The sequence below is a fragment of the Erysipelothrix sp. strain 2 (EsS2-7-Brazil) genome, from assembly GCF_016617655.1.
GTDB classification, from domain to species: domain Bacteria; phylum Bacillota_I; class Bacilli_A; order Erysipelotrichales; family Erysipelotrichaceae; genus Erysipelothrix; species Erysipelothrix piscisicarius.
This window is the reverse complement of the sequence record NZ_SCFT01000009.1, coordinates 1-25,895: the sequence shown is the minus strand read 5'-3', so window position 1 is coordinate 25,895 and position 25,895 is coordinate 1. Positions and strand designations below refer to the sequence as shown.

The window sequence follows — 25,895 nt, the reverse complement described above, 5'->3', positions numbered from 1 at the left end:
GAATGGAAAAGTTAGAGGTGCTCAAAATGAATCGTCTTCAGACATATTATGAACAGTTACAACTCCCATTGAAATCATTATTCTTGGGTTGTTTCTTGATTACAATCGGTTCTATCATAGCAAACCCATATATCGTAATGATATTTAAATTTAACAGTCCACTATTTGTTACAGCATCGAAATTGTTGTTGTATGCTGGTGGTATCATTTTATCATATTTTCCACTGTATGTTTTTATTAAATTGTTAACGCATCGAAATGATGAAACCAATGTCGTGGTTACAGGATTTATTTCATATTTAGTGTTCTTAGTTGTGATGACGCTGTTGTCACCAACAACATCACCAAAAGCTGCGTATTCAGACATTTTAAACATTACAATTGGAAACGAATCATATGGTTTGTTTAAAACAGGAATTTTTGGCTTCTTAGCCGTACTCCTTGTGGTTCGATATTGTTATCGAAGCCATAAAGAAACAACTGGTTTCTCCCAAGTTTCTTATTTAGATAAAGATACACTTAAATTAGTAAATGCAATTATTGGATCTGCAATCGTAGGGGCGCTTTTTGCATATGGATGGCCTATGTTTGTGGATGGTATCTATAATGCATTGAAATTTATATCTTCAGATTCTCATAATCCGATGAGTCTTTTTGCATACGGAGGGTTAGAACGACTTCTAACACTTGGGAACATTCAAACGATGATGCATCAAGAAATATGGCTTGGATCTCTTGGGGGGTCCTGGATGAATATTGGAGGCGAAACGTTTGTAGGGGATGCCAATATTTGGACGGCTCAACTTAAAGAGGGTCTAAATATGATTAGTGGTGCTGGACGCTATACGAGTGCATACTATGTGCTTAATCTATTTGCGATTCCAGGTTATCTGCTTGCAGTTGTTTCAACAATCTCCAATAAAAAAGTTTTAAAGAAAAACATTTCACTCTTCGTTATTGTAATTCTAACATCAATGCTCGGGGGAATTATCTTCCCAGTTGAGTTGTTAATGCTTTTAACAAGTCCAATTCTATATTTCTTCCATCTCTTTATGACCGCATTTATTTATGCGATTCTTGTAGGATTTGGAGCAACCGTAGGCTTCTCGTATTTGGGAACGTTGACAAGTGCAACACCGGGAAACCTTATCGATTTTATTGGTCTTATGAGAAATACAGTAATGTTTAATAAAATTATGATTATTCTATTAGTTGGTATTATTACATTTATTATTTACTTTGCGATGACCCGTTTCTACTATAGTAGAATGGCAATTGATGTCTTAAATATTGGAAGTAAAAAAGAACGTGTTAATGATTTTATTGAACGATTGGGAGGCCTTGAAAATATTGAAGCGATTTCAAGCACACCAACGCATATCCATGTTGCGCTCCGTGATCGTGATGAATTAAATGTTTCAGGATTACACCGACAAGGGGTTACTCGTATCGTTGAGACTCGACAAGGTTTTACACTTTCTGTAGGATCCTCATCGTATATGTTGCAACGTGCGGTAAATCGTCATCTTGATACACTTCCTAAAGCGGAAGAGGATGCTGAAGAATGACACAAGCAACATTAACACCAATGTTACAACAATATATGGACATAAAGAAAAACACCAATGATGCGTTGGTGTTTTATCGCTTGGGAGACTTCTATGAATTGTTCTTTGAAGATGCTATCACGGCATCAAAAGTCTTGGATCTTGTTTTAACAGCGCGTTCAGCTGGAAAGGATCAAAAGGCCCCAATGTGTGGTGTTCCACATCATGCGGCGCAAGGTTATATTCAAAAATTAGTGTCCGCAGGGTACAAAGTAGCAATTGTGGAACAAGTTGAAGATCCTAAAAACGCAAAAGGGATTGTTAAGCGTGATGTTGTTGAGATTGTAACGCCAGGAACATATTTTGAAATGGATGATAACGAAACGCGCGAAATTGCTTCAATAACGCTCGATTTAGTGTATGCAACGATTGTCAGTTGCGATATCGTTTCAGGAAATCTACGTGCAATTCGTGTCATGAATGATTTTGTTGAAATTATTAAAGTACTCCAACAATTTCAAGTAAAAGAAATTGTTGTTTCTGAACATTTTGATTCTAAAATTCTAAATGAAATTAAAAGTAAAACCGAAATCTATATTTCATATCAAGAAGACTTAGCAGAAGATGTTCAACATCAAGATCCAACAATTTGTAAAACACAAGCACGGTTAATTCAATACCTCATTTATACACATAAGCGTAGTTTGAATCATTTATCAGAAGTTGTAGTGCTTAATGATGAAGCATATTTACGTATGGATTATGCTACAATGACGAATCTCGAACTCATTGACCATCAAAAGGGAAAAGAATTATCCCTATTCCACTTTATTAATCATACTAAAACAAACATGGGAGCACGCGCACTTAAAGAAATGTTGATGCAACCATTGGTGAGCGTTGATTCCATCAATAAGCGACACATTCAAATTGAGACACTTATCGAAGATTATCTTCTTGCGGATGCACTTTCTCAATGTTTAAAAGAAACTTATGACATTCATCGCGTTATTGCACGCTTATCAACCGCAAAGCATAATGCACAGGATCTTGTACGTCTTAAAAAAACACTCGGTACCTTCAAACGCATGCAAGAAGTAGTGGACGGTATTGACTGTTTTAACTTTATGCAGATCAACCCTCTTCAGGATGCGTATCAAGTACTTGATACACATATTTTAGACGATGCGCCGGTTGCACTTAAAGAAGGGAGAACCTTCAAACAAGGGATTCATTCTGAACTTGATGAACTTTTAGAGTTATCAAAAAATGGGAAGAAATGGCTTGTTAATTTTGAGGCGGAACAACGCGAAAGAACGGGCATTAAGAACTTAAAAGTGGGTTATACCCGTGCTTTTGGATATTACATTGAAATTAGTAAAGGCCAAATTGAGAATGTTCGTGAAGAGTTTGGTTATATTCGAAAGCAAACCTTAACAAATGCTGAACGATACATTAGTGAAGCATTACAAGAATATGAATTAAAAACAAGCCAAGCCAGTGAACGTATTTTAGAAATTGAACATGAGTTGTTTGATTCTGTTACTCAATATATTTCACAATTTTCAACGGAAATCCATAATATTGGATCATCGATAGCGCTCATGGACGCTTTGCTCTCACTTTCAGAAGTGTCTGCTTTACCAGGTTATCAACGTCCAGAATTTGTATCCGGGAGTGAGTTAGATATTAAAAACGGAAAGCATCCAGTTTTAGAATCAACTTTAAAAGATCACCAGTATATTGCAAGTGATGTATTAATGAATGCGACCCGTAATACTTTAATCTTAACGGGACCCAATATGGGTGGTAAAAGTACCTATATGAGAATGGTCGCACTTAATGTTATTTTGGCGCAAATTGGATGTTATGTTCCGTGTGAAAGCATGACACTCAGCCTTGTAGATCAAATCTTTACAAGAATGGGTGCAAGTGATGATATTTTAATGGGACAGTCAACATTTATGGTTGAAATGATGGAGGCTCAAGCAGCACTTTCGCGTGCTACCAAACATTCCTTAGTGCTTTTTGATGAAATTGGACGAGGAACGTCAACATATGACGGAATGGCACTAGCTCAGGCAATTATCGAGTATATCAATAATTCAATTCAAAGTCGCACAATTTTCTCAACGCATTATCATGAATTAGTGACGTTAGAATCGATGTATGAGGGGATTAAAAATATTCATGTGGAAGTACATGAAGAAAACGATGAAGTGACGTTCCTCTATAAAGTCATTGATGGACGTGCGGATAAGTCGTATGGGATTAATGTAGCGCGTTTGGCTCATTTACCTCAAAGTATCATTGAACGTGCTAAACACAATTTAGAGGTTCTTGAATTGTCCAAAAGCCGTTTAGATATTGATTCTAAGGTTGTTACGGTAGAAGTAGAACCGCAGGGATATAGTGTCGTAAAAAATAAATTGCAGAGCCTTGATGTTAACCAATTAACACCAATTGAAGCACTCATGGTTCTTTCTGAATTAAAATCAATCATTGAGGACAAGGGCGATGAATAAAATAAAAGTACTGGATACACATCTAACGAATATGATTGCTGCTGGAGAGGTTGTAGAACGTCCTGCGGGTATTATTAAAGAACTTGTAGAAAATTCAATTGATGCGAATGCTACAAGTATTGAGGTGCGTATTGTTGAAGGTGGGATGGGCCTTATTGAGGTCAGTGATAATGGTGATGGAATGGGCGGTGATGATTTATCACAAGCATTTGAACGTCACTCAACATCAAAAATTAATAGTGTCCTCGATCTTAATGCGATTGCTTCTTTTGGATTTAGGGGTGAAGCATTACCATCGATTGCTTCAGTAAGTCATGTTGAAGCGTTATCAAATGACGGTACTGAAGGTCATCGCATTATTATTGATAATGGAGTAAAAAAGGTTAAAGAGCGAGCAGCTCGCAATCAAGGAACAACCATATCTGTTTCAAGTCTATTCCTTAAAACACCTGCAAGGTTGAAGCACATCAAAAACATCCATTATGAAACATCAATCATCCTTGATACAATTCAAAAGTTTGCTATGGGAAATCCACACATATCATTTACCCTTTATAACGAAAGTAAAATGAGTTTTAGAAGTTATGGCCGGAATGATATAGCGGATGTTTTTCATCGTGTTTATGGTGCTCAAGTGACTCAAGACACGAAACTTTTTAATGCTGAAAATTACGATTTCAAAATTGATGGAATTATGGCGCTCCCTCAACATAATCGCGCAAACCGATATTCAATTTGGCTTTATATTAATAATCGTATGATTCGATTCCCTAAGATTCAAAAAGCAATCGTTGATGGTTATCGCCGTCATATGCCTACTGATCGCTACCCAATTGTTGTGATGAATATTCACGTTGATCCTCAATTAGTGGATGTGAACGTACATCCAAGCAAGTGGGAAATTCGTTTATCAAAAGATAATGTTCTTGTGGAACTGATTCAGGACTGTTTTTCATCAATTTTAGATCAACATATGCGTCCACAACGCATTACCTTTCCCACGCAACCACCCGTTCAAACAGATATAAAAGAAGACCTGCTTGGTGAACCACTACCACGTTTTGAACCGTTGATTGAAGAACCTAAAAAAGTCTATGTGCCTGATTATCTGCCTGAATTATTGCCACTTTCAGACTTTAAACCCCGAGAAATTGAACCTTTGGAGGTATCTGAAAGAATTGAACCCCTTACCGTCTTATCACAAATGAGTGGATGTTATATTTTAGCTCAAGGCGATCAAGGCCTGTATATCATTGATCAGCATGCTGCAATGGAGCGTGTACGGTATGAATATTATCAAAATAAAATGTTAAATCAAAACAACCCTACACAAGATTTTTTAATACCTCTAATAATCGAAGGACGTAAGCCAATTATTGGTCGTGTTCACGAGATTAATCAGATTCTTAAAGAATTTCAACTTGAGTTGGAAGTGTTTGGTGATGATGCATTTGTATTAAGAAGTACACCTCTATGGATCGAGGAAAAAATCGTTTCGGAGTTTATACATGAAGTTTTGGATATGTTTGAAGATGAACGAACAATTCGTGAAGAAGACTTACGACGAAATGTTTTGGCTACGTTAGCATGTCATTCTTCAGTTCGATTTAATGAATATATGTCTATGGATGAGATGACGGAGTTGGTGCGACAACTGAGAGCGTGTGATCAACCCTTTCATTGTCCACATGGTCGACCAACATTTATTACAGTTGAGCATAAACAACTCATCAAGGAGTTTAAACGATGAAAAAAGTTATCGTCATTGCCGGTGTAACAGCATCCGGAAAATCGAGCTTGGCAGTTTCATTAGCCAAAGAACTTAATGGAGAAATTATAAGTGCCGACTCCGTTGCTGTTTATAAAGAACTCAATATTGGCAGTGCAAAACCAACCGAAAAGGAACAAGATGGAATTTCGCACCATCTCATTGATATTGTTTCCATTACGGACGCATATCATGTTGCACGTTTTCAAAAAGAAGCTCGAGAAGCGATTGACTTAATATTAAGTAGAGGTAAAACACCAATTGTGGTAGGTGGAACAGGGCTCTATATTAATGCATTGCTTAATGATTATAGATTTAATGAGGAGGTTCACCTTCCTCAAATTGATGAAACGTTATCCAACCAAGATTTACTGAATGAACTATTAGAAATTGATCCAGTTACTGCAGAAAAAATTCATGTCAACAATCGAAAGCGTCTTATTCGATCTTTACAAATGGTCAAGAGTGCGAATTTGACCAAAGCGGATGTTAATGAGAATCGGGGAAAAACACGTCTTTATGATGCTAGAATCTATTTCTTGCAAGGGGAGCGTTCAAGACTTTATGACCGAATAAATGCGCGTGTTGATATAATGATGCAACAAGGACTTTTGGAAGAAGTGACTGAACTTTATTCGAAGTATCCTGAGTTATTCACGATGCAAAGCATGCAATCGATAGGGTATCGAGAGTTCGTAGATTATTTCCAGGGGAATAGTACGTTAGATGAAGTTCAAGAATCCATTAAAAAAAACACCCGAAGATTGGCAAAGCGTCAAATTACCTGGTTTAAGCATCAAACTGAAAGTACATGGATTGATATTTTTAACAGTAATCCGTTAGAGTTCGTGCTAAATGATTTAAAAAAGTGGTAGATCCACTTTTTTTTTAGGTCAAAATTTAAAGAGTGCACATCTATTAGAGGGGTGTACTATGAAAGTTGAACAGTTAACGAAGCTTTATAAGAACAAACGAGGAATCAAAGATATCTCGTTCGAAATCAATGACGGTGAAATTCTCGCTGTGTTGGGGGTTAACGGAAGTGGTAAATCGACGCTGTTTAAGACAATTACAGGTCTAATTCAGAAAGATTCAGGAAATATTTATGTTACTAACATCGGATATATTCCGGAAAATCGTTCGCTGTATAAGGATATTACAGTAAAAGAGCATTTAGAACTCTATGCGCAATTGCATGGTATGGAACTTAATGAAATACGGTCAAGTTTGGAATATTGGATGAAGTATTTGGAAATTGAAATCTATTTCAAATCTAAAATCATGACACTTTCTAAAGGGAACCAGCAAAAAGTACAAATTCTATGTGGGCTGATTCACGATCCCAAAACAATCATAATGGATGAACCACTCAGTGGTTTGGATATCCACAATATGAGACTGATTAAAGGATTACTTCGTAAACTGGCGAAAAAAGGAAAATCAATTCTAATTTCAAGCCATCAATATGAAGAGGTCGAAGAGGTCTCCGATTATGTTCTAATTTTAAAAAACGGAAAAATGATGAAATATGGTTCACTCAAAGCGTTAAAGCGGGATGCAGCGATAACATATCTAATCGTGGAAAAGGAACAGTTTTATGATATCAAACATCTTGGCTTAGACTTTAAAGTTGTAGAGGACAAGGTGTATCTGATTATTCATAATAAGGACATTTTAAAAACTATACTTCCAAATTTAATTGAGAATCGATGCGTTGAAAAAATTATCGTTGATTCAATTTCTTTAAAAGAAATGGTGGAAACTACCTATGAAGACACTCATTAAGTTTTCAATTAAGCGACGCATGCTGAATCGGGCTACCATCCTATTTTATGCAATCGTATTTACCGTGATGGGATGTTTGCTTTTTGGTGATAAAATTTTAGCGATTCTTTTACCCAGTGTTTCAGAACCAACACCCATTAAAACCATCGATATTGATTGGGAACGTTTTGCTGATGGATTCGAAAAAATCATAAAATATGATGATGAAGCTTCAGTTCTAATTACAAAAAAAGAAGGCGTTTATACAATCCAAACGGAAACACCCTTAAGTCCGACCGAGAAGAGTACATTAGGCTTGATTATTGATAGCTATGAAAATGGGAGTCATGAGAAGCCAGTGATTTTATACAAGACTACCGCCAAGAATAATCTTAATCTTGAAATTGTCTTTTCAATTCTTACAACCTTATATTTCTTAATTACCTCTTTAAGTTCTTCCGCAATGAGTGAGGTTATTATGGAGAAAACTTCCAACGTCCTAGAGATGGTATGTTCGGTGATTCATGTGAAAACATATTTTGTAACTAAAGTAATTCTTGGACTCATGATGATGACAATTCAACTCACAAGTCTTGCACTTATTTTTAGTTTTTGGGTATGCATGCGTCAGACATATGATCAAGGTGAGGGGTTGGTCGATTTATTACAAACGCTTGGTATTCTTGATTTTGAGGGACAAACATTTATTGATATCATAAAGAACCTAAACTTATCACAGAGTGATTTTATTAATATTGGATGTGCCTTTTTAATTCTAATGGTTGGAATTGCAACGATTCAAATCATCCTACTCGTACTTGCAGTTCGTATTCGATCCATTGAAGAAGCAGGTAGTGTTCATGGTCCGCTATACTTTTTAATGTTGTGTATTTACTATCTATCGATTTTTCTCAATACACGTTATCATATGACCGAAGGTTGGGGTGTCTATTTGTCCCTAACACCATTATTTAGCATGTTGTTTCTCCCTCTTCGTGTGCTTGTCTATGATGTCAGCATCTACGAGATTGCATTTTCATTTGCGACGGCCATTGGTTTTTTTACACTCGTTTTTGAGTACTCGAAGTACTACAGTGAGAAGTTTATTTTTGACAATGATACGAAAAAGATTGACTAATAACCTCTAATGTATTACTGTGTTAATACATTAGAGGTGAAAATAAAATGTTAAAATTAGATAAAATAACCAAAAGATATGGTGAAGTAGAAGCGCTCAAAGGCGTCTCTTTAACATTTAGAAAAAACGAGTTCGTTTCAATTCTCGGTCCTTCAGGATGTGGGAAGACAACGATGTTGAATATAATAGGTGGACTTGATCGTTATACGAGTGGGGATCTTAATATTTCAGGAATCTCAACGAAAAACTATAAAGATCGTGATTGGGATTCTTATCGGAACAGCTCTGTAGGTTTTGTTTTTCAATCCTATAACTTAATTCCGCATCTTACGGTTCTTCAAAATGTTGAACTATCATTAAAATTATCCGGAATTTCAAAAAAAGAAGGGGAGTCACGTGCTCGTACTGCTTTAGAAAAAGTTGGATTAATCGATCATATTAACAAAAAACCGAATCAATTGTCAGGTGGACAAATGCAACGCGTTGCAATAGCGCGTGCGATTGTTAATGATCCTGAAATTATTCTAGCCGATGAACCCACGGGAGCACTTGATAGTAAAACCAGTGTTATTATCATGGATTTACTCAAAGAAATTGCTCAAGATCGTCTTGTTATCATGGTTACTCATAATGCAGAGCTTGCGCATGAATACAGCAATCGAATTGTAGAATTGTTGGACGGGCAAATTATAAGTGACAGTAATCCTTATGAAACAGATATTAATGGAGAAAAACTTACTAAACAAAAACGTACAAAAATGCCATATATTACAGCGCTTGGGCTCAGTGGAAAGAACTTGTGGGCTAAAAAAGGACGTACCGTCTTAACAAGTTTTGCTGGAAGTATCGGAATTATCGGAATCGCGTTGATTTTGGCGCTTTCTTCAGGTTTATCCAACTCAATTAATAAAATGCAGTCGGATACACTCGCGACATCACCGATTACAATTGGTTCCTCCGATTTTGATTTTTCAGGACCTGTTGTGGCAGAAGATACATCGAATATGAGTGAGTTTCCAACAGATTCCAAGTTGCAAATCTATGAACCTAAAGTTCAAACAAATGTTATTACAAACAATATTACTCAAGAGTATATTGATCATGTGAATAAGCTTGATGCAGATAAATATATCTCAATCCAATATATTCACAAAGCAAATATGAATATGATACGTAAAACCAGTGATAAATACGTTCATGTACAATCAAGTTCATCACATATGGGTGAGTTACTCGATAATGAAGACTTCAACAACAATCAATATGATGTTCTTGAAGGCCGTATGCCTCAAGGTGATAACGAGATGATTTTAGTTGTGGATAACTATAATCGTATCGCAAAAGAAACAATTAAAGAATTAGGTCTAGGTGATATCGAAAATAACGTTGATTTGAAATCGCTTGTAGGTCAAGAATTTAAGTTAATTCAAAATAATGACTATTTTGTTAAAGATGAATTTGGGCTCTATCGCGAAGCAAGTCAACAGAACTATGAGACAATCTATGGATCTGAAAATGCCAGAACCTTATCGATTGTGGGTGTGATGAGACAAAAAGAAGATTCATCATTCCAAATGTATCAGCCGGGTTTATATTACCGTTCGGATTTAGTTAAGGCCTTTATCAAGGACTCTACAAATTCTGATGTTGTAAAAGCTCAAAAAGAGGTTGGTAAAGCGTATAGTGTTGTATCGGGGATGGGATTTGAAGGGCATCCATTTAAAGAAGCGGATGCACTCTACCAAGATCAACTTGAGGAACTTGGGTCATCTTCATTACCACGAAACATCTCAATTATTCCTTCAGATTTTGAAGCGAAAAAGGAAATTCGTACACACCTTGACGCTTACAATATTGATAAAAAAGATGCCGATAAGATCACTTACAGTGATATGTCAGAAATGATTACAGGTGTCATGGAAACAGTCGTGAATACAATTTCTTATGTGTTGATTGGATTTTCATCCATTTCTCTTGTCGTTTCTTCATTGATGATTGGAATTATTACATACGTTTCAGTTATCGAACGTACTAAAGAGATTGGTGTGCTTCGTAGTCTAGGAGCTCGTAAAAAAGATATTTCGCGTGTATTTAATGCTGAAACATTCTTAATAGGATTTGTATCCGGGACATTGGGGATTGTAGTTACATATCTGCTTACCTTCCCAATCAACGCGATTATTTATAACCTCACAAAAACAGAAAATATAGCCGTGGTTAATCCAATACATGCAGTGATTTTAATTATAATTAGTATCGTACTAACATCCATTTCTGGAGTAATACCTTCAAGAATGGCTGCCAAAAAAGATCCTGTAATTGCTCTAAGAAGTGAATAGAAAATAAAGGCATCCTCGTTCAAAGGATGTCTTTTTTTAAAAGAAAAAGAAGTCCAAATTAGACTTCTATTTTTTTCATATATTGAAATGCAAGTGAACCAATTCCCACATGAACACTAACGGTTGAAATTAACTCCGTTACATATATTTCAGTATTTGGGAATGCTTCTTCAAACTTCTTAACAGTTTTTTGAAGTTCATCTTTCGCATCCACATCTACGATTGTAATTTTAAAAGTTTCATCAACGCCCGCTTCCTGCATCGCTTCAATAACACGATCAATTGCTTTAGACATCGTTCGTACTTTATCAAAAGGTTCAATAATTCCTTTTGTTTCTTTATTAAGATGAAGTATTGGTTTGATTTTTAGAAAACCACCAAGTTTTGCGGCGAGTGGTGATAGTCGACCTCCACGTGATAGATGCGCTAAATCATCAGGAATAATAAACGTGTTGCCGTTATTGAGCGCTACATCAATGCGTTCTTTAATTTCAGGGATATCATATCCTTGATCAAGAAGCTTGCGAGCAGCAATTGCACAGTCCAGTTCAATCGAAGCAGCTGTAAAGCAGTCGATATAAACAAACTCAATATCAACAAATTGAGCCGCAGTATTCATGGCACCAATTGTTCCAGAAATTCCAGTAGTTATCGGTATCGCAAGAATACGCTCATAACCTTCTGATTTAATTTCTCTAAATAAATCTTCAATCATGCCCAGTGCAGGTAGTGATGTTTGAAGCATAATATTTTCCCTCATGAGGGCATTAACTTGATCAATTGATATCTCAACACTCTCAAGTGAAACATCCTCCTCATTGATGATCTGTAAGGGTATCGCGAAAAGACCATCCATTTCGATATGTTCATTATAATAATTACTACTACTATCGACAATAACCGCAGTTTTCATAATACAACCTCCAAGTACTACCATTATACACTAATAATGAAATGCATACGACCTCACATGATATATTTATCGGTTTTTGGAATCCATTGAATTGCGACGGTTCCAAGGCCTGCATGCGTGGCAACCGCAGCTGGAAGATCCATAATATATGCATCATGGTTCCCAAACGAATCTAGAAGTGCGTCACGAAGACGTGTAATGATTTCTTTAGCGTCGCTATGTAGGTAATAAAAATCATACGCTTCAGGGGTAATGCCTTGTTCTTTCATATGATTAATCAACAGTTCAAAAATTTTAGTTTCAGTCCGTGCAGTACCAAATTTCTCAATCGTCAAACCATGATTTTCAAGATAGAGGAGGGGTTTCACCTTTAAAAGTGAAGCCAGTGTGGCTGCATGTTTCGAAATACGACCACTTACTCGTAATTGATCTAAGTTTTGGGGATAAACAAATGATTCTGTGTGAAGTAAGAATTTGTTTATTCTTTCAATCATCACATCAAGTGTAATTCCATTTAACTCCATAGCGCGCACAAGCTTTACGGTTTGTTGGACGGGTCCACCTAACGTAAAGGAATCTACAACGCGAATGTCGCAGTTCTCGACATGAGAAGCAGCCTGGTTGAAGGCACTATAAGTTCCTGATAAATTCGATGAGAGTGTTATCGAAAGAATCTGATGATAGCCCTCGTCTCGAATTGATTCAAAAAGATTAATCAAAGATCCAAGATTTGGTTGTGAAGTCATAATCTTTTCTTTCTTAGAGAGTAAGTCATGAACTTCTTCTTTGGAAATCGTTTCTTGATCTAGGTACTCCACATTGTTATGAATTAAAGTTAAGGGTGCAATAAAAACGTTATATTTCTTAATTTCTTCTGGTGTGAAACAAACTGATGAATCACATACAATCGCTAAATTTTTCATACATATCCTCCGATGAGAGCATTATAGAATATAATACTTTGAAAGTCAAACTATTATATTCCTTTATGAACGCGGCGAAATGATTTATAATAAATACATGGAACAATTAGACTATAAAACAATTCAATCAGAAGTCATTGCGGAACAAGAAATCAATAAGTCAAAATTTATTGGTTATTTGGCCCCGATTCATTCTGAAGAAGAAGCAAAAGCATATTTAAAATCAATTAAAAAGATGCACCCAAAGGCAACCCATCATTGTAGTGCTTATCGGACGGGTGATATTGAACGATCAAATGATGATGGTGAGCCTGCATCGTCTGCAGGATTACCCATGCTTCAAGTGCTCCGTGGTCATAAGCTTGACGGTGTTATTGCGGTAGTGGTTCGCTATTATGGCGGTGTTTTGTTAGGGGTTGGTGGTCTTATTCGAGCTTATGGTTCAACCGTTTCGCTTACACTTGACGAAGCAAAACTCCTTGCACCTCAAAAGGTATTTACGATTGATCTTTCGTTCCCATATGAGTTTATTAATGATGTGGAGATTCATATCACAAGCGTGGGTACGGTGTTGGATCGTAATTATGATTCCTTAGCTCGCTATCAGATTTGTGTAACTGACCCAATGTTGCTTGAGCCACTAAAGGATATAACACGGGGTACGTTAAGCACGTCCATTGTGAATGAAACCATTGAATTTATCTAGGAGGTCTTGATTATGGATATCAAAACAGAATTAAATCATCATGGCATAAAATCAACACGCCAACGCGAGGCAATTTTAACGATCTTAAAGGATAGCGATACGCCTATCACGATTAATCAGATTCGTGAAGCCTTGGATGCAGATGGAGAATATATGGACTTATCAACGATTTATCGCGTGTTGGATGTCTTTGAACAGAAAAATATCATAACCAAGACGGTTCCGCTTGAGCCCTCTCAAAGTGTTTATGATTATAAACGTCATATTCACAAACACCATCTTATTTGCACGCATTGCGGAACAATTACGATTATTGAAGGATGTCCTTTGGGAGATTATGAAGGTAAGGTAGCCCGCGAGAGTGGTTATATTATCGATCGTCATCAATTAGAACTCTATGGTTTATGTCCGAAATGTCAAAAAAGTGCCTAGCACTTTTTTTTATGCATAATACTTCCATTTATAACATAGTGTAGTAATATGTTAATAGAGGTGAAACTATGAAAACATTAAAAAATATTTCAATTAAAAATGTCATTCTTAAAGTTCTTGATCTTGAAGCGATGAAATCATTTTACGAAAATACATTAGGACTTACTTTATTAAGTCAAAATCAAAATACAGTTATCTTGGGTATTGATGATGTGCCCCTTGTCACACTTAAAGCTTCCGAAAGTTATGAAAAACCAAACAAAAACTATAGTGGGCTTTATCACATGGCCTTTCTCTTACCGGATGAATCACATTTAGGTCCATTTTTAAAACATCTCATTTCGGTTAATCAATCGATTACAGGACTTGGGGATCATCTTTATTCTCAAGCCATTTATCTCAATGATCCTGAAGGAAATGGTATCGAGGTTTATGCCGACCGACCACGATCATCATGGATTATTCATGATGATGGCAGTATTGTTGGTGGGACAGAACCTGTAGACGTAGACCGACTAATGCGGATTGCTGATCCAAAAGCATGGGATGGGATGCCTTTGGGTACAATTTTAGGTCACGTTCATGTTCAGGTCGCCGATATCGAGAAAGCACGGATGTTCTATATTAATCAGTTAGGGTTTGATCTAAAAACAGAAATGCAAAAGGCTCTCTTTGTTTCTCGTGATGAATATCATCACCATATAGGGATTAATGAGTGGGCAGGACCTCATATTGGAGACCTTCCTCATAATAAAACAGGTATGGAATCCTTTACAATTTCAACGTCATCTTTTACGGAATATCGAAATGAACTGATTCAAGCCGGAGAAACGATTAGAGATCTCGATGAGAATCATTTTAAAGTCATGGACCCATTTCACATAAACATTATCTTTGAGAAAATTTAATATGATATAATATGGGTATGAAAAACTTAGAAAACAGAAATGTGATTGGAATCAAGGCAGGTATCGTGGGGATAATCTGTAACTTGATTCTTTTTACTTTAAAATTAATCGTTGGTACTTTGTCGCATAGTTTTGCGATTCTTGCGGATGCAATTAATAATCTATCAGATAGCTTATCATCCATCATTACGATTGTTGGATTTAAAATTGCGGCAAAGCCAGCAGATAAGGAGCATCCTTATGGACATGAGCGATTTGAATACATTAGCGGATTTGTGATTTCGATTATCATGCTTTATTTAGGTGTTGACATTATCAAGTCATCCGTTAAAGATCTTCTCAATCCTCAACCGATGCAGATGAGTCAAGCCATGATTTTTGTATTGGTATCCTCAATCATCGTGAAAATAGCGATGGCTTTATATTATTCAAAGAAAGCGAAAGAAGTAGATTCTGATGTATTGGTTGCGAGTGCTAAAGATAGTCAAAATGATGTCTATATAACAGGCTCGATTTTGTTGGCATTGATTGTTCAATATTATTTTAAGGTTCGAATTGATACCTACCTTGGGATTATTATTGCTCTTTTTATTATCTATTCTTCTGTGATGATGCTTCGTGAATTTATGAATGAACTCTTAGGAAGTAGACCGGATGGGGATACATTACAAAAAGTAAAAGAAATTCTTTGTAGGAATTCAAATATCGAGGGTTATCATGATTTAATGATTCATAATTATGGTAAATATCATATTTATGGTGTTGTCCATGTAGAAGTTAATGCAACGTTATCCCTGATTGAAGCGCATAATATTATTGATGCGATTGAACGTGAAATAAAAGAAGAAATCAATATCGACCTTGTGATTCATTTAGATCCATTGGATATGGATAGTCCGGAAATTTTAAATATTCAACAGGTAATTAAACATTACCTAAGAGATTCTTGCGCGGGATGTACATTCCATGATTTACGAATTATTAATAATGTCCTACGATTTGAAATTGTTTTATGTGATGCATTAAAGCATGAACCCGATCGCATTAAACATGAAATCACAGAGTATTTAAGAGAAGAAGGAATTCCTTACGAGTTAGAAATCACCATGGATACCGATCAGCTAATTTAAAACGTCTTGGAACAAAACCAAGACGTTTTTTTATGCATACGTGGCAAGGACGGAAAAAGACCATGATAAAAGATGATAAATAAGAATGAGAGAAGGTATAAAAGGATTCATGAGATGATCCTTTTTGATTTGAGAAAAGGGGAAAAGAAGAAGTGCTAGAAGATAGAAGGGATTGATCCATAGAGAAAAGATTAATGTAAGGACGATCCATCCTGAAAATTGAAGACGCGGAGCATCTTTTAAAATATAGAGAAGACTTGCAAAGGAAATAAGGATAAGCGCTTGATTAAGATATTTAAAGCTTAGAAGCAGTGTGATCGGAAGACAAATCCAACCGATTAATTGAAAAGTCGGGTACTTTTCTGTAATAAAGTATTCGTAGAGATAAAACAACAAGAAAATTAAAAAGAACGTCAAGCACAAATTACGCTTAACCTGGTACTGAGGAGCAAGTACAAAGGCATTAAAGAAAGCATTGAGGATAAACAAAAGTACACTACCACCCCATAATTTGTAAAGTAAAAGGCGCTTGTTTTTTGAAGCAAGAAAGTAACGATATACCATCACAGCAATCATGGGATTAACAAGTAAAGCGAGGATTCTAAGCGGCTCAAGATTTAAGAATGAATGAATGGATTCTAAAACAATGGGTGAGCCCTGCGAGAATAGAACAGATAACATTGGATCAACTCCTTCTATAATTATCATAAGAAATAATTGGATTTTGAACCATTGAATTTACTTACACAGGTCTTACAAAGTTGTAAGTTTATGTATTTGATAATTATATAATTGTTTCACATTAATTTTGGGAGCATCTCTTAATACTACAATGCTTAAACTATCAAAGAAATATAAAAAAAATATCATACTGGGAATGACAGTGTTTGATTCGATTTTGGAAAAATATATGAAATAGAGCAAATGCCTTCAGAAAGTGCTTGTAGACTTATGCTTGGTTAGGTGTTCATGTTTTCATAATGTTCCAAACATTGTAATACCTCTTTTAATTTATTCTATCATCAACGTTAAATATGAATGGTTATTATGTTAAGGAGTTGACAGTTAAATCAGAAACGCATATGATTAGTTAGAAATAGGAACCTTTAAAATTGTCCAGAGAGGCAAGCAAGGAAAGAGAAATTACCACTTCATCTAATGATGAGCCTCTTTTCGTGCGCGAGAAGGGGCTCTTTTCTATGATTGGAGGGAAATGATGACAAAAATGATTATGAACCAAGAAGAAATTCAACGTGCTATGAATCGGATTGCGTTTGAAATTTTAGAGCGTTTCCATGGTGTTGAGAGTGTTGTGCTCGTAGGTATTGAAACACGAGGTATCGATATTGCAACGCGAATCCAGAAGAAACTTGAAAGCATTGAAGGACCGGTTGAATGCATAAGTTTAAACATCCATGCTTATCGCGATGATGTCCGTTCCAAGCAGGCACTCAAGCGATCGGATGCATTAACACAAAAACATGTGGTTATCGTAGATGATGTTTTATTTACAGGACGAAGTGTTCGCTCATCGATGGATGCGATTATTGATTTAGGGCGTCCAGCTTCCATTTCCCTTGCTGTACTTATAGATCGAGGCCATCGCGAGTTACCTATTAGTGCAGACTTTATTGGTAAAAACATTCCAAGTTCACTTAAGGAGCGTATTTACGTTCAAACTGTTGAGACTGATGGAATTGATAGAGTTGTACTTGAAACTACGTAAAAGGAGAATATAATGGAAAACGTAATTATTGCATTAGATTTTGATGGAACGGACGCTGCATTAGCATTTTTAGATTTATTCGAGGGTAAGAACCTCTTTGTGAAAGTGGGAATGGAACTGTATTATCAAAGTGGTCCCTCTATTATTCATGAGATTAAAAAAAGAGGACATAAAATTTTCTTAGATCTTAAACTCCACGACATCCCCAATACTGTTGAGCGAACCATGCGTCGCTTAAAAACAATGGGTGTTGACATGACGAATGTTCATGCAGCGGGCGGTCTTGAAATGATGGAGGCGGCACGACATGGGTTTGGTGATGAGGGTGTATTAATTGCGGTAACACAATTAACATCAACATCGGAATTCCAAATGCAACAAGAACAACTTGTCCATGCATCTTTAAACGATTCGGTACTGCACTATGCTGAGCTAACACACAGTGCTGGCCTTGATGGTGTGGTGTGTTCTCCACTCGAATCCAAACTGATTCGTGAAACTTTGGGAAATGACTTTTTAACCGTTACACCGGGCATTAGACCAAATGCTGCTGATAAAGGAGATCAAAAAAGGGTAACGACGCCTGCTCAAGCGCGTGCAAATGGTTCAAGCTATATTGTTGTGGGAAGACCCATTACGCAAGCCGAAGATCCTGTCTTAGCATATGAACAGATTGTTGCAGAATGGGAGGTCGCATCATGAATACATCTAAAAAAATAGCACAATATCTTCTTGAAGTAGAAGCTGTAACCTTAAGTCCAGATAATCTTTATACATGGGCTAGTGGAATAAAGAGTCCAATATATTGTGATAACCGAATCACAATGAGTTATCCTCATGTTCGAAAATATATTGCGGAAGCCTTTGCAAAAGCAATTCGTGAAACGTATCCAGAGGTAGATTATATTGTTGGAACTGCAACTGCTGGAATTCCACAAGCATGTTGGGTCGCAGATTTATTGGACAAACCCATGGCTTATGTTCGACCTAAACCGAAAGATCATGGGAAAGGGAAACAAATTGAAGGGATGATTCCAAAAGGTTCAAAAGTTATCGTTATCGAAGACTTGATTTCAACTGGGGGAAGTTGTATCAAGGTTTGCGATGCATTGAAAGATGAAGGAATTGAAGTTCTTTGTGTTTATGCGGTCTTTACTTATGAGCTCCAAAAAGCTCTAGTGGCTTTCAATGAAGCAAAAATCACGTTACATACTTTGTCCAATTACTCAACATTGATTCAAGTAGCACGGGAAATGGAAGCGATAACGGACGAAAACCTATCATTACTCCAAGCTTGGGCTGAAAATCCATCTTCATTTAAATAAAAAACTTAGTATATTTTATACTAAGTTTTTTATTTCATAGATTTAAACAAATCAAGACGGGCATCATTATCCAATGGCATGTCAGAAATTCCCTTGAGGGGATTATCAGTGTTGAAAATCGCAATCGTTTTATGCGTTTCCACCCATGAAAGATCAGGATATTGAACGAGATAGAAATCATCAAGTGGTGTTGCTTCAAGATAATCTGAAAGAACCCGTTTTGCAAGATAAGCCCCTTCAAAAAGGTTAAACTCAACAATCCAAATATCATAGTTATTATCTTTAAGTCGTTTGATGATGCCATCTCCTAGGGTCATCGCTTCCTCATATTTAATGTAGAAGTTTTTTTGTTCTTCAATACGATTGATATCTAAATTCTCAACGGGAACCGTAAATCGATCAAGGACAACATTAAATCCTTTTAAGATATAGAGGTAATGACTGCGGTGTTCGCAACTCATTTGATGATTATTAATAACACGATTAATTCTTTCCTGTAACATAATTATCACTCCTTTATTTTTATTATACTCCTCTATGTTTACTAAACAATACTGAAAGGGCGAAAACATTCTATATACAACAAAACCACGCTTAGATGTCAGTTTACGTGATATATTTCGCCTATTTTGGGGATCATAACTTTTTTGGGGGAGCATTTTAGTTTAAACAATTCTGGATCCGCTTGAATGAGGGGGAAGGTATTATAGTGCATAGGTATATAGTACTGGGATGAAATAAAGTGGGTAGCATGAGCTGCATCCTCAATACCCATCGTAAAGTGATCTCCAATGGGAAGGCATGCGATGTCAACTGGACCGATAAGTTCCATATCACTAAATAGTGCGGTATCTCCCGCATGATAGAAACGAGAAGTCCCATCATCGATGACAAATCCAGCAGCGACACCTAGTTCCTTTCCTTTATAAGATGAAGAATGGAGGGCAGGCGTCATTTTTATGGACGCAAAGGGAAGACGATACGTTCCACCCAAGTTCATCCCAATGGTTTCAAGCCCTTCTTCCTCGAAGTAATTCGCAAGCTCTACGATACAAATAATCGGGACGTTATTTTGTTTCGCGATTCGGGCTGCATCACCCACGTGATCTTCATGTGCGTGCGTTATGAGAATCGCATCCACGGATATCTCAGTGATATCGGTCGTGCTTAAAGGATTTCCTGTAATAAATGGATCAATAATCATACGATTGTTGTTACAAATAATTTCAAAACATGAATGCCCGTGCCAAATATATTTCATAGAAAGACCTCCTTTATCTTAGTGTAACACGGGACTGTGTGTAAGGTGTGTGAAAGGAAAATGATGGATAATGGGTTGCATAACATAGAGGTTAGGTGTATACTACTAATGAATTAGGTTAGCCTAATTATTAGAAAGAGGTATGCAATGACACCGAATCGTGAAGATTATATTAAAACAATTTACTCATGTAATGAAAAAAATGAAAAGCTAACCAATAAAGAACTTGCGGAACGATTAGGCGTTTCTCCTGCTTCAACAAGTGAGATGGTTCGAAAGCTTATTGAATCAGATCATGTCGTTAAAGATAAACAACTTGGATTATCTTTAACGGAAAAGGGAACAAATGAAGCCAAAACGTTAGTTCGTAAGCATCGTCTTTGGGAAGTATTTCTTGTAGAGCATCTTGGTTATTCATGGACTGAAGTTCACGAAGATGCGGAAGTTCTTGAACATGGTACTTCAGAACTCCTTGCAGATCGGTTAAATGAATTTCTAGGTTTTCCAGAACACTGTCCTCACGGAAGTCGGATTTATGGAAATGCGACGGCAGATACGAATCTGTCAGTCCCATTAAGTTCATTAAAAAAAGGCCAACGTGGTGTGCTAGCGAAAGTACGTGATCACGAAGAACTCTTAAATTATTTAGAACATGTGAAATTAAATTTAGGTGCAACGTTTGAAGTTGTGGAAGTTGATCCATATGAGGGACCCCACCATATCTTGATCGACAATCGTCATGTTCCGGTAAGTCATAAGGCATCACAAGAAATCTACGTAATATTAGATAGCGAGGAATAGTATGAAAAAAATATTAGCAGTTTTACTTGTTTCACTCTTAGTATTAACAGGATGTAAATCCGCACCCGATAAACCATCGACTGAAAAAGAGGGGAAACTTAATGTTGTTGCGACAACAACAATGATTAAAGACCTGGTGGAAATTATTGGTGGAGATAAGGTAACCGTTAATGGAATGATGGTTGCTGGTGTTGACCCTCACTTGTATAAAGCAAAGCCAAGTGATGTTAAAGCAATCCAAGAAGCGGACGTTGTAGCTTTTAATGGTGTTCATCTTGAAGCTAAATTGGATGATGTTCTATCGGGTCTTGAAGGATCTGGTAAAAACATTATTAAACTTGAAGATGCACTTGTACCAAGTGACATCATTAATGATGAAGAACAAGGGGGTCATGACCCACACATTTGGTTTGACGTAAATCTTTGGAAAAAAAGTGCACAACATGTAGCGGATAAATTATCAGCATTTGATGCAGAGAACAAAGATTATTACCAAAATAATGCAACACAATATGTATCTGAATTATCAGATATGGATACTTACATTAAAAATCGTATTGCTGAGATTCCAGAACAACAACGTGTATTAGTTACAGCCCATGATGCGTTCGCATACTTTGGTCGATACTTTGGTGTTCATGTGGAAGCAATCCAAGGGATTTCAACACAATCTGAAGCGGGTATCGCAGATATCAATAAAGTTTCAGACTTGATTGTTGATCGAAAAATTAAAGCAATTTATACAGAATCAAGCGTACCTAAGAAAACAATTGAATCGTTACAAGCAGCAGTAAAAGACCGTGGTTTTGATGTTTCAATTGGTGGAGAAATTTATTCGGACTCCTTAAAAGAAGATGCGAGCTATATCGAGACGTATAAAATTAATGTTGATACAATTGTAGACAACTTAAAATAAAAGAAAAGGGAGTGTGAATATGGCAGAGAAGGAATATGCAATCGAAGTTGAAGATTTGACGGTCACTTATGACGTTAAACCTGTTCTATGGGATTGTGATGTAAAATTTGAAAAGGGGAAATTGACCGCAATTGTTGGACCTAACGGTGCAGGGAAATCGACTATGATTAAGGCGATTATGGGTCTTTTAAAACCTATTTCTGGAAAAATAACAATAAATGGACAGCATCAAAAGGATGAATATAAGAATATCGCTTATGTACCTCAAAGCGGAAGTGTTGACTGGGATTTTCCCGCTACCGTGGAAGACATCGTTTTGATGGGACGTTATGGTCATATTGGATGGATTAAACGCCCACGTAAAGAAGACCGTGAAATCGCAAATGAGATGCTCGAACGTGTTGGAATGAGTGCTTATCGGGATCGACAAATTAGTCAACTCTCAGGTGGACAACAACAACGTGTTTTCCTTGCTCGTGCATTAACACAACAAGCTGAGATTTATATCTTAGATGAGCCTTTAAAAGGGGTAGATGTTAAGACAGAAGAAATCTTGATGACATTGCTCAAAGAACTTGCGGCAGCAGGTAAAACGGTAATTGTTGTGCATCACGACCTAACAAGCATTGAAGGTTATTTTGATAACATAGCACTTGTTAATGTAAAACTTGTTGCGTGGGGTCCTGTTCAAAATACCTTTACTCAAGAAAACCTAAAACTTACCTACCATACAGATGTAGGAGGTATTGTAAAATCATGATAAATGCAATTATCGATTTGTTTAGTAACTATACATTTCAAATCGTTGCACTTGGATCGATTGCGTTAGGAATTCTTACCGGAGTTACTGGAACATTTGCGGTACTTCGAAAACAAAGTTTACTTGGAGACAGTATTGCTCACTCAGCATTAGCTGGGATTACGGTGTCATTTATTATGACCGGAACTAAAAATACAGAGATATTGCTTCTAGGTGCCCTTATTGCAGGTCTTCTTGCAACGTTAATTATTAACTCAATCTCAAACAACACTCGAATAAATTTCGAGAGTGCAATGGCACTTGTGATGTCGGTATTCTTTGGGGTAGGATTTATTCTTCTTACTCATATTCAAAAAATGCCGGATTCACAACAAGCTGGTTTGGAACGATTTCTATTTGGTCAAGCGGCCACAATTCTACAAAGAGATGTTTACTTTGTAATAGGGGTAACCCTTGTTGTGGTTGTTCTTATGATCTTATTATGGAAAGAAATTAAGGTGTTCTCATTTGATCCGATTTATGCGCATTCAATTGGGTTATCCACACAGTTTCTTAATATTGTATTATCTGGATTTATTGTCGCTGCAATTATTATGGGAATACAGATGGTAGGGGTTGTCTTAATGTCAGCACTTATTATTGCACCTGCAGTTGCTGCTCGACAATGGACCCGATCCTTAACAGGAATGACAATTCTTGCTGCAGTATTTGGTGCAATTTCAGGTCTTGGAGGAACCATCGTAAGTTCTCTCATAAATAAATTTCCTACAGGTCCTGCGATTGTCGTGATTGCAAGCAGTATTGTAATTGTAAGTCTTCTATTTGCTCCTGGACGTGGAATTATTAACAAAGGTCTCCGTCAACACGGTGCAAAACAAGCATTTGAAGCAGATATGGCAATTATTAATCTATTGACACATCAATTGCTTGATATTGATGCACAGTTTACAAAAGAGCAATTACAAGAAGCGTGTATTATTGATCATCATCGTGAAGGAAAATCGTTTGATCGTCTCTTCAACAATCTCAAGAAACGACATATGGTCGAACGGGTTGATGACTCAATGTACTTTAAGTTAACGCGTGTTGCGAAATTAGAATACGAACAAAATCGAGGTGATCAGTTATGACAATATCAATTCCAATGCAAATCATGATGATTGCGGTTGTCGTCGCTTTATCCTGTTCATTACTCGGTGTATTCTTAGTTCTTAAAAAAATGGCGATGATGAGTGATGCAATTACGCATACGATTTTATTGGGGATCGTTATCGGATTCTTTATAACACATGATTTTAACTCCCCAATCCTTATCTTAGGAGCATCCATTACAGGTGTACTCACCGTATACCTCATTGAGATGTTGCAAAGTACGCGTCTTCTTTCAGAAGAATCCTCAATTGGTGTTGTATTTCCACTGCTCTTTAGTATCGCAATTATCTTAATTACGCGATATGCAGGTTCGGTACACTTAGATACCGATGCAGTATTATTAGGTGAAATTGCTTTCGCGCCATTTGATACAATGCTCGTTCTTGGGATGGAGTTGCCAAAGAGTTTAGTTACGATGTCGGTTATACTCGTTGTTGATTTACTCTTTGTACTAATATTCTTTAAAGAACTAAAACTTACAAGTTTTGATCCACTTCTTGCCGCAACACTGGGCTTTGCGCCTGTACTCCTACATTATGCGTTAATGACGCTTATTTCAGTAACGGCTGTCGGTGCATTTAATGCCGTTGGATCGGTGCTTGTTATCGCATTTATGATTGGACCTCCAATCACAGCATTCTTATTGACACATGACTTAGTTAAATTGATTCTTATTAGTTCTGGGTTCGCAATCTTTAATGCCATCACGGGTTATCAATTCGCAAGTCACTTTGACGTTTCAATAGCTGGAAGTATGGCACTGATGACAGGAATCTCATTTGGTATCGTATTTCTCTTCTCGCCACGAGAGGGTTTAATTTCAAATAAAATTCGCCGTCACCAACAAAAAAGCGAATTTGCTGAACTTACAGTTCTCTTCCATCTGTTTAATCACGAAGAAAGTGAAGTAGAAGCAGAAGAAGCGGGTGTATGGAGTATTTATGAACACCTCAACTGGTCTCAAACAAAGATACAAAAAATTATTGAAAGTTTAGAAATGAAAAAGTATGTTACGATTGATCGAGATATCATTAAATTAACGGACTTGGGCCGTGAAGTAAGTATCAATCATGCTGAAACAATCTTTGACCGCTAGAAATAGCGGTTTTTTTTATGTCAGAATCCACACTTTATAATTCGGATTTGGTATGATGAATAGGGTGATAAATATGGAACTATCAATCTTAAACTGGATACAGACTTTGCGCACACCGATGTTGGATCGTTTTTTTGCGCTCTTTACATCATTGGGTGATCATGGTGAGATTTGGTTTATCATTTTAATAATCTTATTTATAATGAAAAAAACACGTAAAATCGCAATTTTAGGGCTCATTGCGCTTGCGATAGAAGTGGTCTTAATTAGCGGCATTATTAAACCAATAGTCATGCGTCCTCGACCTTTTTACGCTAATCCCGTAGATTTAATCATCTCGGTTCCGAGAGGATCGTCATTTCCTTCAGGCCATGCAGCCAGTTCATTTGCGGTTGCAATGATTCTGTACTTTAATCATATTAAATACAAGCCTATTTATCTCACTTTAGCGATTCTCATGGCATTTTCAAGGCTTTATGCTTATGTTCATTATCCATCGGATGTTTTGGTAGGGACGTTGTTGGGTATTCTAATCGCATATGAGGTTACGAAATATCAGGATGAACTCTTTAAAATCATGAATTCAATTCTAATTAAAATAGGTATAAAAAAAGAAATAGCTCCTTAAACGCTATTTCTTTTTCTTTTATCAAATCTCAACCGCACCACTTTTACTTTTATTAAAGTCTATCTCATAGGCCGTTTTGAAGTCAAATATTTTTCGCGGCATTGAGTTAATTTTGAAGCAAATATCATCAAGATATT

At 36.6% G+C, this 25,895-nt stretch carries 25 protein-coding genes and 1 pseudogene; 20 read left to right on the top strand and 6 right to left on the bottom strand.

Features of this window, described 5'->3' with window-relative positions; translation table 11 throughout:
- Nucleotides 1-2: 2 nt before the first annotated feature.
- Genes EPJ90_RS05430 through EPJ90_RS05400 form a run of 7 tightly spaced genes read left to right on the top strand, consistent with a single transcriptional unit; the run spans nucleotide 3 to nucleotide 11,081 of the window.
- Nucleotides 3-1,568, top strand: coding sequence for a PTS transporter subunit EIIC (locus tag EPJ90_RS05430; protein ID WP_244660383.1), 1,566 nt, complete (start codon nucleotides 3-5; stop codon nucleotides 1,566-1,568).
- Nucleotides 1,565-4,072 carry a DNA mismatch repair protein MutS gene (mutS, locus tag EPJ90_RS05425; RefSeq protein ID WP_200542759.1) on the top strand — a complete coding sequence of 836 codons (2,508 nt, stop codon included), beginning with the start codon at nucleotides 1,565-1,567 and terminating at the stop codon, nucleotides 4,070-4,072. The genes EPJ90_RS05430 and mutS overlap by 4 nt, the downstream gene beginning before the upstream one ends.
- Nucleotides 4,065-5,822 carry a DNA mismatch repair endonuclease MutL gene (gene mutL / locus EPJ90_RS05420; protein WP_200542758.1) on the top strand — a complete coding sequence of 586 codons (1,758 nt, stop codon included), beginning with the start codon at nucleotides 4,065-4,067 and terminating at the stop codon, nucleotides 5,820-5,822. Before mutS ends, mutL begins: the two co-directional genes overlap by 8 nt.
- Nucleotides 5,819-6,715, top strand: coding sequence for a tRNA (adenosine(37)-N6)-dimethylallyltransferase MiaA (gene miaA, locus EPJ90_RS05415; protein WP_161636907.1), 897 nt, complete (start codon nucleotides 5,819-5,821; stop codon nucleotides 6,713-6,715). The genes mutL and miaA overlap by 4 nt, the downstream gene beginning before the upstream one ends.
- Before the next feature lie 58 nt (nucleotides 6,716-6,773).
- Entirely contained in the window at nucleotides 6,774-7,625 is an 852-nt protein-coding gene (locus tag EPJ90_RS05410) for an ABC transporter ATP-binding protein (protein ID WP_161636908.1), read from the top strand.
- Nucleotides 7,609-8,742, top strand: a complete 1,134-nt coding sequence (locus tag EPJ90_RS05405) for an ABC transporter permease (RefSeq protein ID WP_200542757.1) — start codon at nucleotides 7,609-7,611, stop codon at nucleotides 8,740-8,742. The genes EPJ90_RS05410 and EPJ90_RS05405 overlap by 17 nt, the downstream gene beginning before the upstream one ends.
- Before the next feature lie 47 nt (nucleotides 8,743-8,789).
- Nucleotides 8,790-11,081 carry an ABC transporter ATP-binding protein/permease gene (locus tag EPJ90_RS05400; RefSeq protein WP_200542756.1) on the top strand — a complete coding sequence of 764 codons (2,292 nt, stop codon included), beginning with the start codon at nucleotides 8,790-8,792 and terminating at the stop codon, nucleotides 11,079-11,081.
- A 58-nt stretch (nucleotides 11,082-11,139) separates the two neighbouring features.
- Here the strand turns inward: EPJ90_RS05400 and EPJ90_RS05395 are convergent, their stop codons facing one another.
- Together EPJ90_RS05395 and EPJ90_RS05390 are read right to left on the bottom strand one after the other, a co-directional pair.
- Entirely contained in the window at nucleotides 11,140-11,994 is an 855-nt protein-coding gene (locus tag EPJ90_RS05395) for a DegV family protein (protein WP_200542755.1), read from the bottom strand.
- Nucleotides 11,995-12,047: 53 nt separating this feature from the next.
- Nucleotides 12,048-12,917, bottom strand: coding sequence for a DegV family protein (locus tag EPJ90_RS05390; RefSeq protein ID WP_125163864.1), 870 nt, complete (start codon nucleotides 12,915-12,917; stop codon nucleotides 12,048-12,050).
- 97 nt (nucleotides 12,918-13,014) lie between these two features.
- On the opposite strand from EPJ90_RS05390, the gene EPJ90_RS05385 reads away from it, so the two are divergent.
- The 4 genes from EPJ90_RS05385 (at nucleotide 13,015) to EPJ90_RS05370 (ending at nucleotide 16,093) form a co-directional block, all read left to right on the top strand.
- A complete protein-coding gene (locus EPJ90_RS05385; RefSeq protein ID WP_244660382.1) occupies nucleotides 13,015-13,623 on the top strand; it encodes an IMPACT family protein in 609 nt (202 codons plus the stop codon).
- A 12-nt stretch (nucleotides 13,624-13,635) separates the two neighbouring features.
- The gene (locus EPJ90_RS05380; RefSeq protein ID WP_161636913.1) at nucleotides 13,636-14,055 is read left to right on the top strand and encodes a Fur family transcriptional regulator; all 420 of its coding nucleotides are present in this window, start codon (nucleotides 13,636-13,638) and stop codon (nucleotides 14,053-14,055) included.
- A gap of 68 nt (nucleotides 14,056-14,123) precedes the next feature.
- Nucleotides 14,124-14,963 (top strand): VOC family protein, encoded by an 840-nt coding sequence (locus EPJ90_RS05375; RefSeq protein WP_161636914.1) that lies wholly within the window; start codon nucleotides 14,124-14,126, stop codon nucleotides 14,961-14,963.
- A 17-nt stretch (nucleotides 14,964-14,980) separates the two neighbouring features.
- Nucleotides 14,981-16,093: a cation diffusion facilitator family transporter gene (locus EPJ90_RS05370; protein WP_161636915.1), complete on the top strand. Its 1,113-nt coding sequence runs from the start codon at nucleotides 14,981-14,983 to the stop codon at nucleotides 16,091-16,093.
- Between the two features lie 30 nt (nucleotides 16,094-16,123).
- Here the strand turns inward: EPJ90_RS05370 and EPJ90_RS05365 are convergent, their stop codons facing one another.
- Nucleotides 16,124-16,774 carry a hypothetical protein gene (locus tag EPJ90_RS05365; protein WP_237558288.1) on the bottom strand — a complete coding sequence of 217 codons (651 nt, stop codon included), beginning with the start codon at nucleotides 16,772-16,774 and terminating at the stop codon, nucleotides 16,124-16,126.
- 535 nt (nucleotides 16,775-17,309) lie between these two features.
- Between EPJ90_RS05365 and pyrR the strand changes: the two genes are divergently transcribed.
- Genes pyrR through pyrE form a run of 3 tightly spaced genes read left to right on the top strand, consistent with a single transcriptional unit; the run spans nucleotide 17,310 to nucleotide 19,144 of the window.
- The gene (gene pyrR / locus EPJ90_RS05360; RefSeq protein WP_161636917.1) at nucleotides 17,310-17,819 is read left to right on the top strand and encodes a bifunctional pyr operon transcriptional regulator/uracil phosphoribosyltransferase PyrR; all 510 of its coding nucleotides are present in this window, start codon (nucleotides 17,310-17,312) and stop codon (nucleotides 17,817-17,819) included.
- Between the two features lie 12 nt (nucleotides 17,820-17,831).
- Complete coding sequence (pyrF, locus tag EPJ90_RS05355; protein WP_161636918.1) at nucleotides 17,832-18,521, top strand: orotidine-5'-phosphate decarboxylase; 690 nt, start codon at nucleotides 17,832-17,834, stop codon at nucleotides 18,519-18,521.
- On the top strand, nucleotides 18,518-19,144 hold the full coding sequence (gene pyrE, locus EPJ90_RS05350) for an orotate phosphoribosyltransferase (RefSeq protein ID WP_200542753.1): 627 nt from the start codon (nucleotides 18,518-18,520) through the stop codon (nucleotides 19,142-19,144). Before pyrF ends, pyrE begins: the two co-directional genes overlap by 4 nt.
- 29 nt (nucleotides 19,145-19,173) lie before the next feature.
- Here pyrE and EPJ90_RS05345 read toward each other — a convergent pair whose 3' ends face one another.
- On the bottom strand, nucleotides 19,174-19,647 hold the full coding sequence (locus EPJ90_RS05345) for a hypothetical protein (RefSeq protein ID WP_125163849.1): 474 nt from the start codon (nucleotides 19,645-19,647) through the stop codon (nucleotides 19,174-19,176).
- 98 nt (nucleotides 19,648-19,745) lie between these two features.
- Nucleotides 19,746-20,405, bottom strand: a complete 660-nt coding sequence (locus tag EPJ90_RS05340) for a metal-dependent hydrolase (protein ID WP_161636920.1) — start codon at nucleotides 20,403-20,405, stop codon at nucleotides 19,746-19,748.
- A 147-nt stretch (nucleotides 20,406-20,552) separates the two neighbouring features.
- Here EPJ90_RS05340 and EPJ90_RS05335 point away from each other — a divergent pair, with 147 nt between their 5' ends.
- The 6 genes from EPJ90_RS05335 (at nucleotide 20,553) to EPJ90_RS05310 (ending at nucleotide 25,758) form a co-directional block, all read left to right on the top strand.
- Complete coding sequence (locus EPJ90_RS05335; RefSeq protein WP_125163848.1) at nucleotides 20,553-21,206, top strand: metal-dependent transcriptional regulator; 654 nt, start codon at nucleotides 20,553-20,555, stop codon at nucleotides 21,204-21,206.
- Between the two features lies 1 nt (nucleotide 21,207).
- Entirely contained in the window at nucleotides 21,208-22,122 is a 915-nt protein-coding gene (locus tag EPJ90_RS05330) for a metal ABC transporter solute-binding protein, Zn/Mn family (RefSeq protein WP_161636921.1), read from the top strand.
- A gap of 19 nt (nucleotides 22,123-22,141) precedes the next feature.
- On the top strand, nucleotides 22,142-22,882 hold the full coding sequence (locus EPJ90_RS05325; RefSeq protein WP_125163846.1) for a metal ABC transporter ATP-binding protein: 741 nt from the start codon (nucleotides 22,142-22,144) through the stop codon (nucleotides 22,880-22,882).
- Nucleotides 22,879-24,012: a metal ABC transporter permease gene (locus tag EPJ90_RS05320; protein ID WP_161636922.1), complete on the top strand. Its 1,134-nt coding sequence runs from the start codon at nucleotides 22,879-22,881 to the stop codon at nucleotides 24,010-24,012. Before EPJ90_RS05325 ends, EPJ90_RS05320 begins: the two co-directional genes overlap by 4 nt.
- Nucleotides 24,009-25,130 (top strand): metal ABC transporter permease, encoded by a 1,122-nt coding sequence (locus tag EPJ90_RS05315; protein WP_161636923.1) that lies wholly within the window; start codon nucleotides 24,009-24,011, stop codon nucleotides 25,128-25,130. The genes EPJ90_RS05320 and EPJ90_RS05315 overlap by 4 nt, the downstream gene beginning before the upstream one ends.
- Before the next feature lie 73 nt (nucleotides 25,131-25,203).
- On the top strand, nucleotides 25,204-25,758 hold the full coding sequence (locus EPJ90_RS05310; protein ID WP_161636924.1) for a phosphatase PAP2 family protein: 555 nt from the start codon (nucleotides 25,204-25,206) through the stop codon (nucleotides 25,756-25,758).
- Nucleotides 25,759-25,779: 21 nt separating this feature from the next.
- Here the strand turns inward: EPJ90_RS05310 and EPJ90_RS05305 are convergent.
- Nucleotides 25,780-25,895: pseudogene (locus tag EPJ90_RS05305) on the bottom strand (IS30 family transposase); the annotation flags it as partial.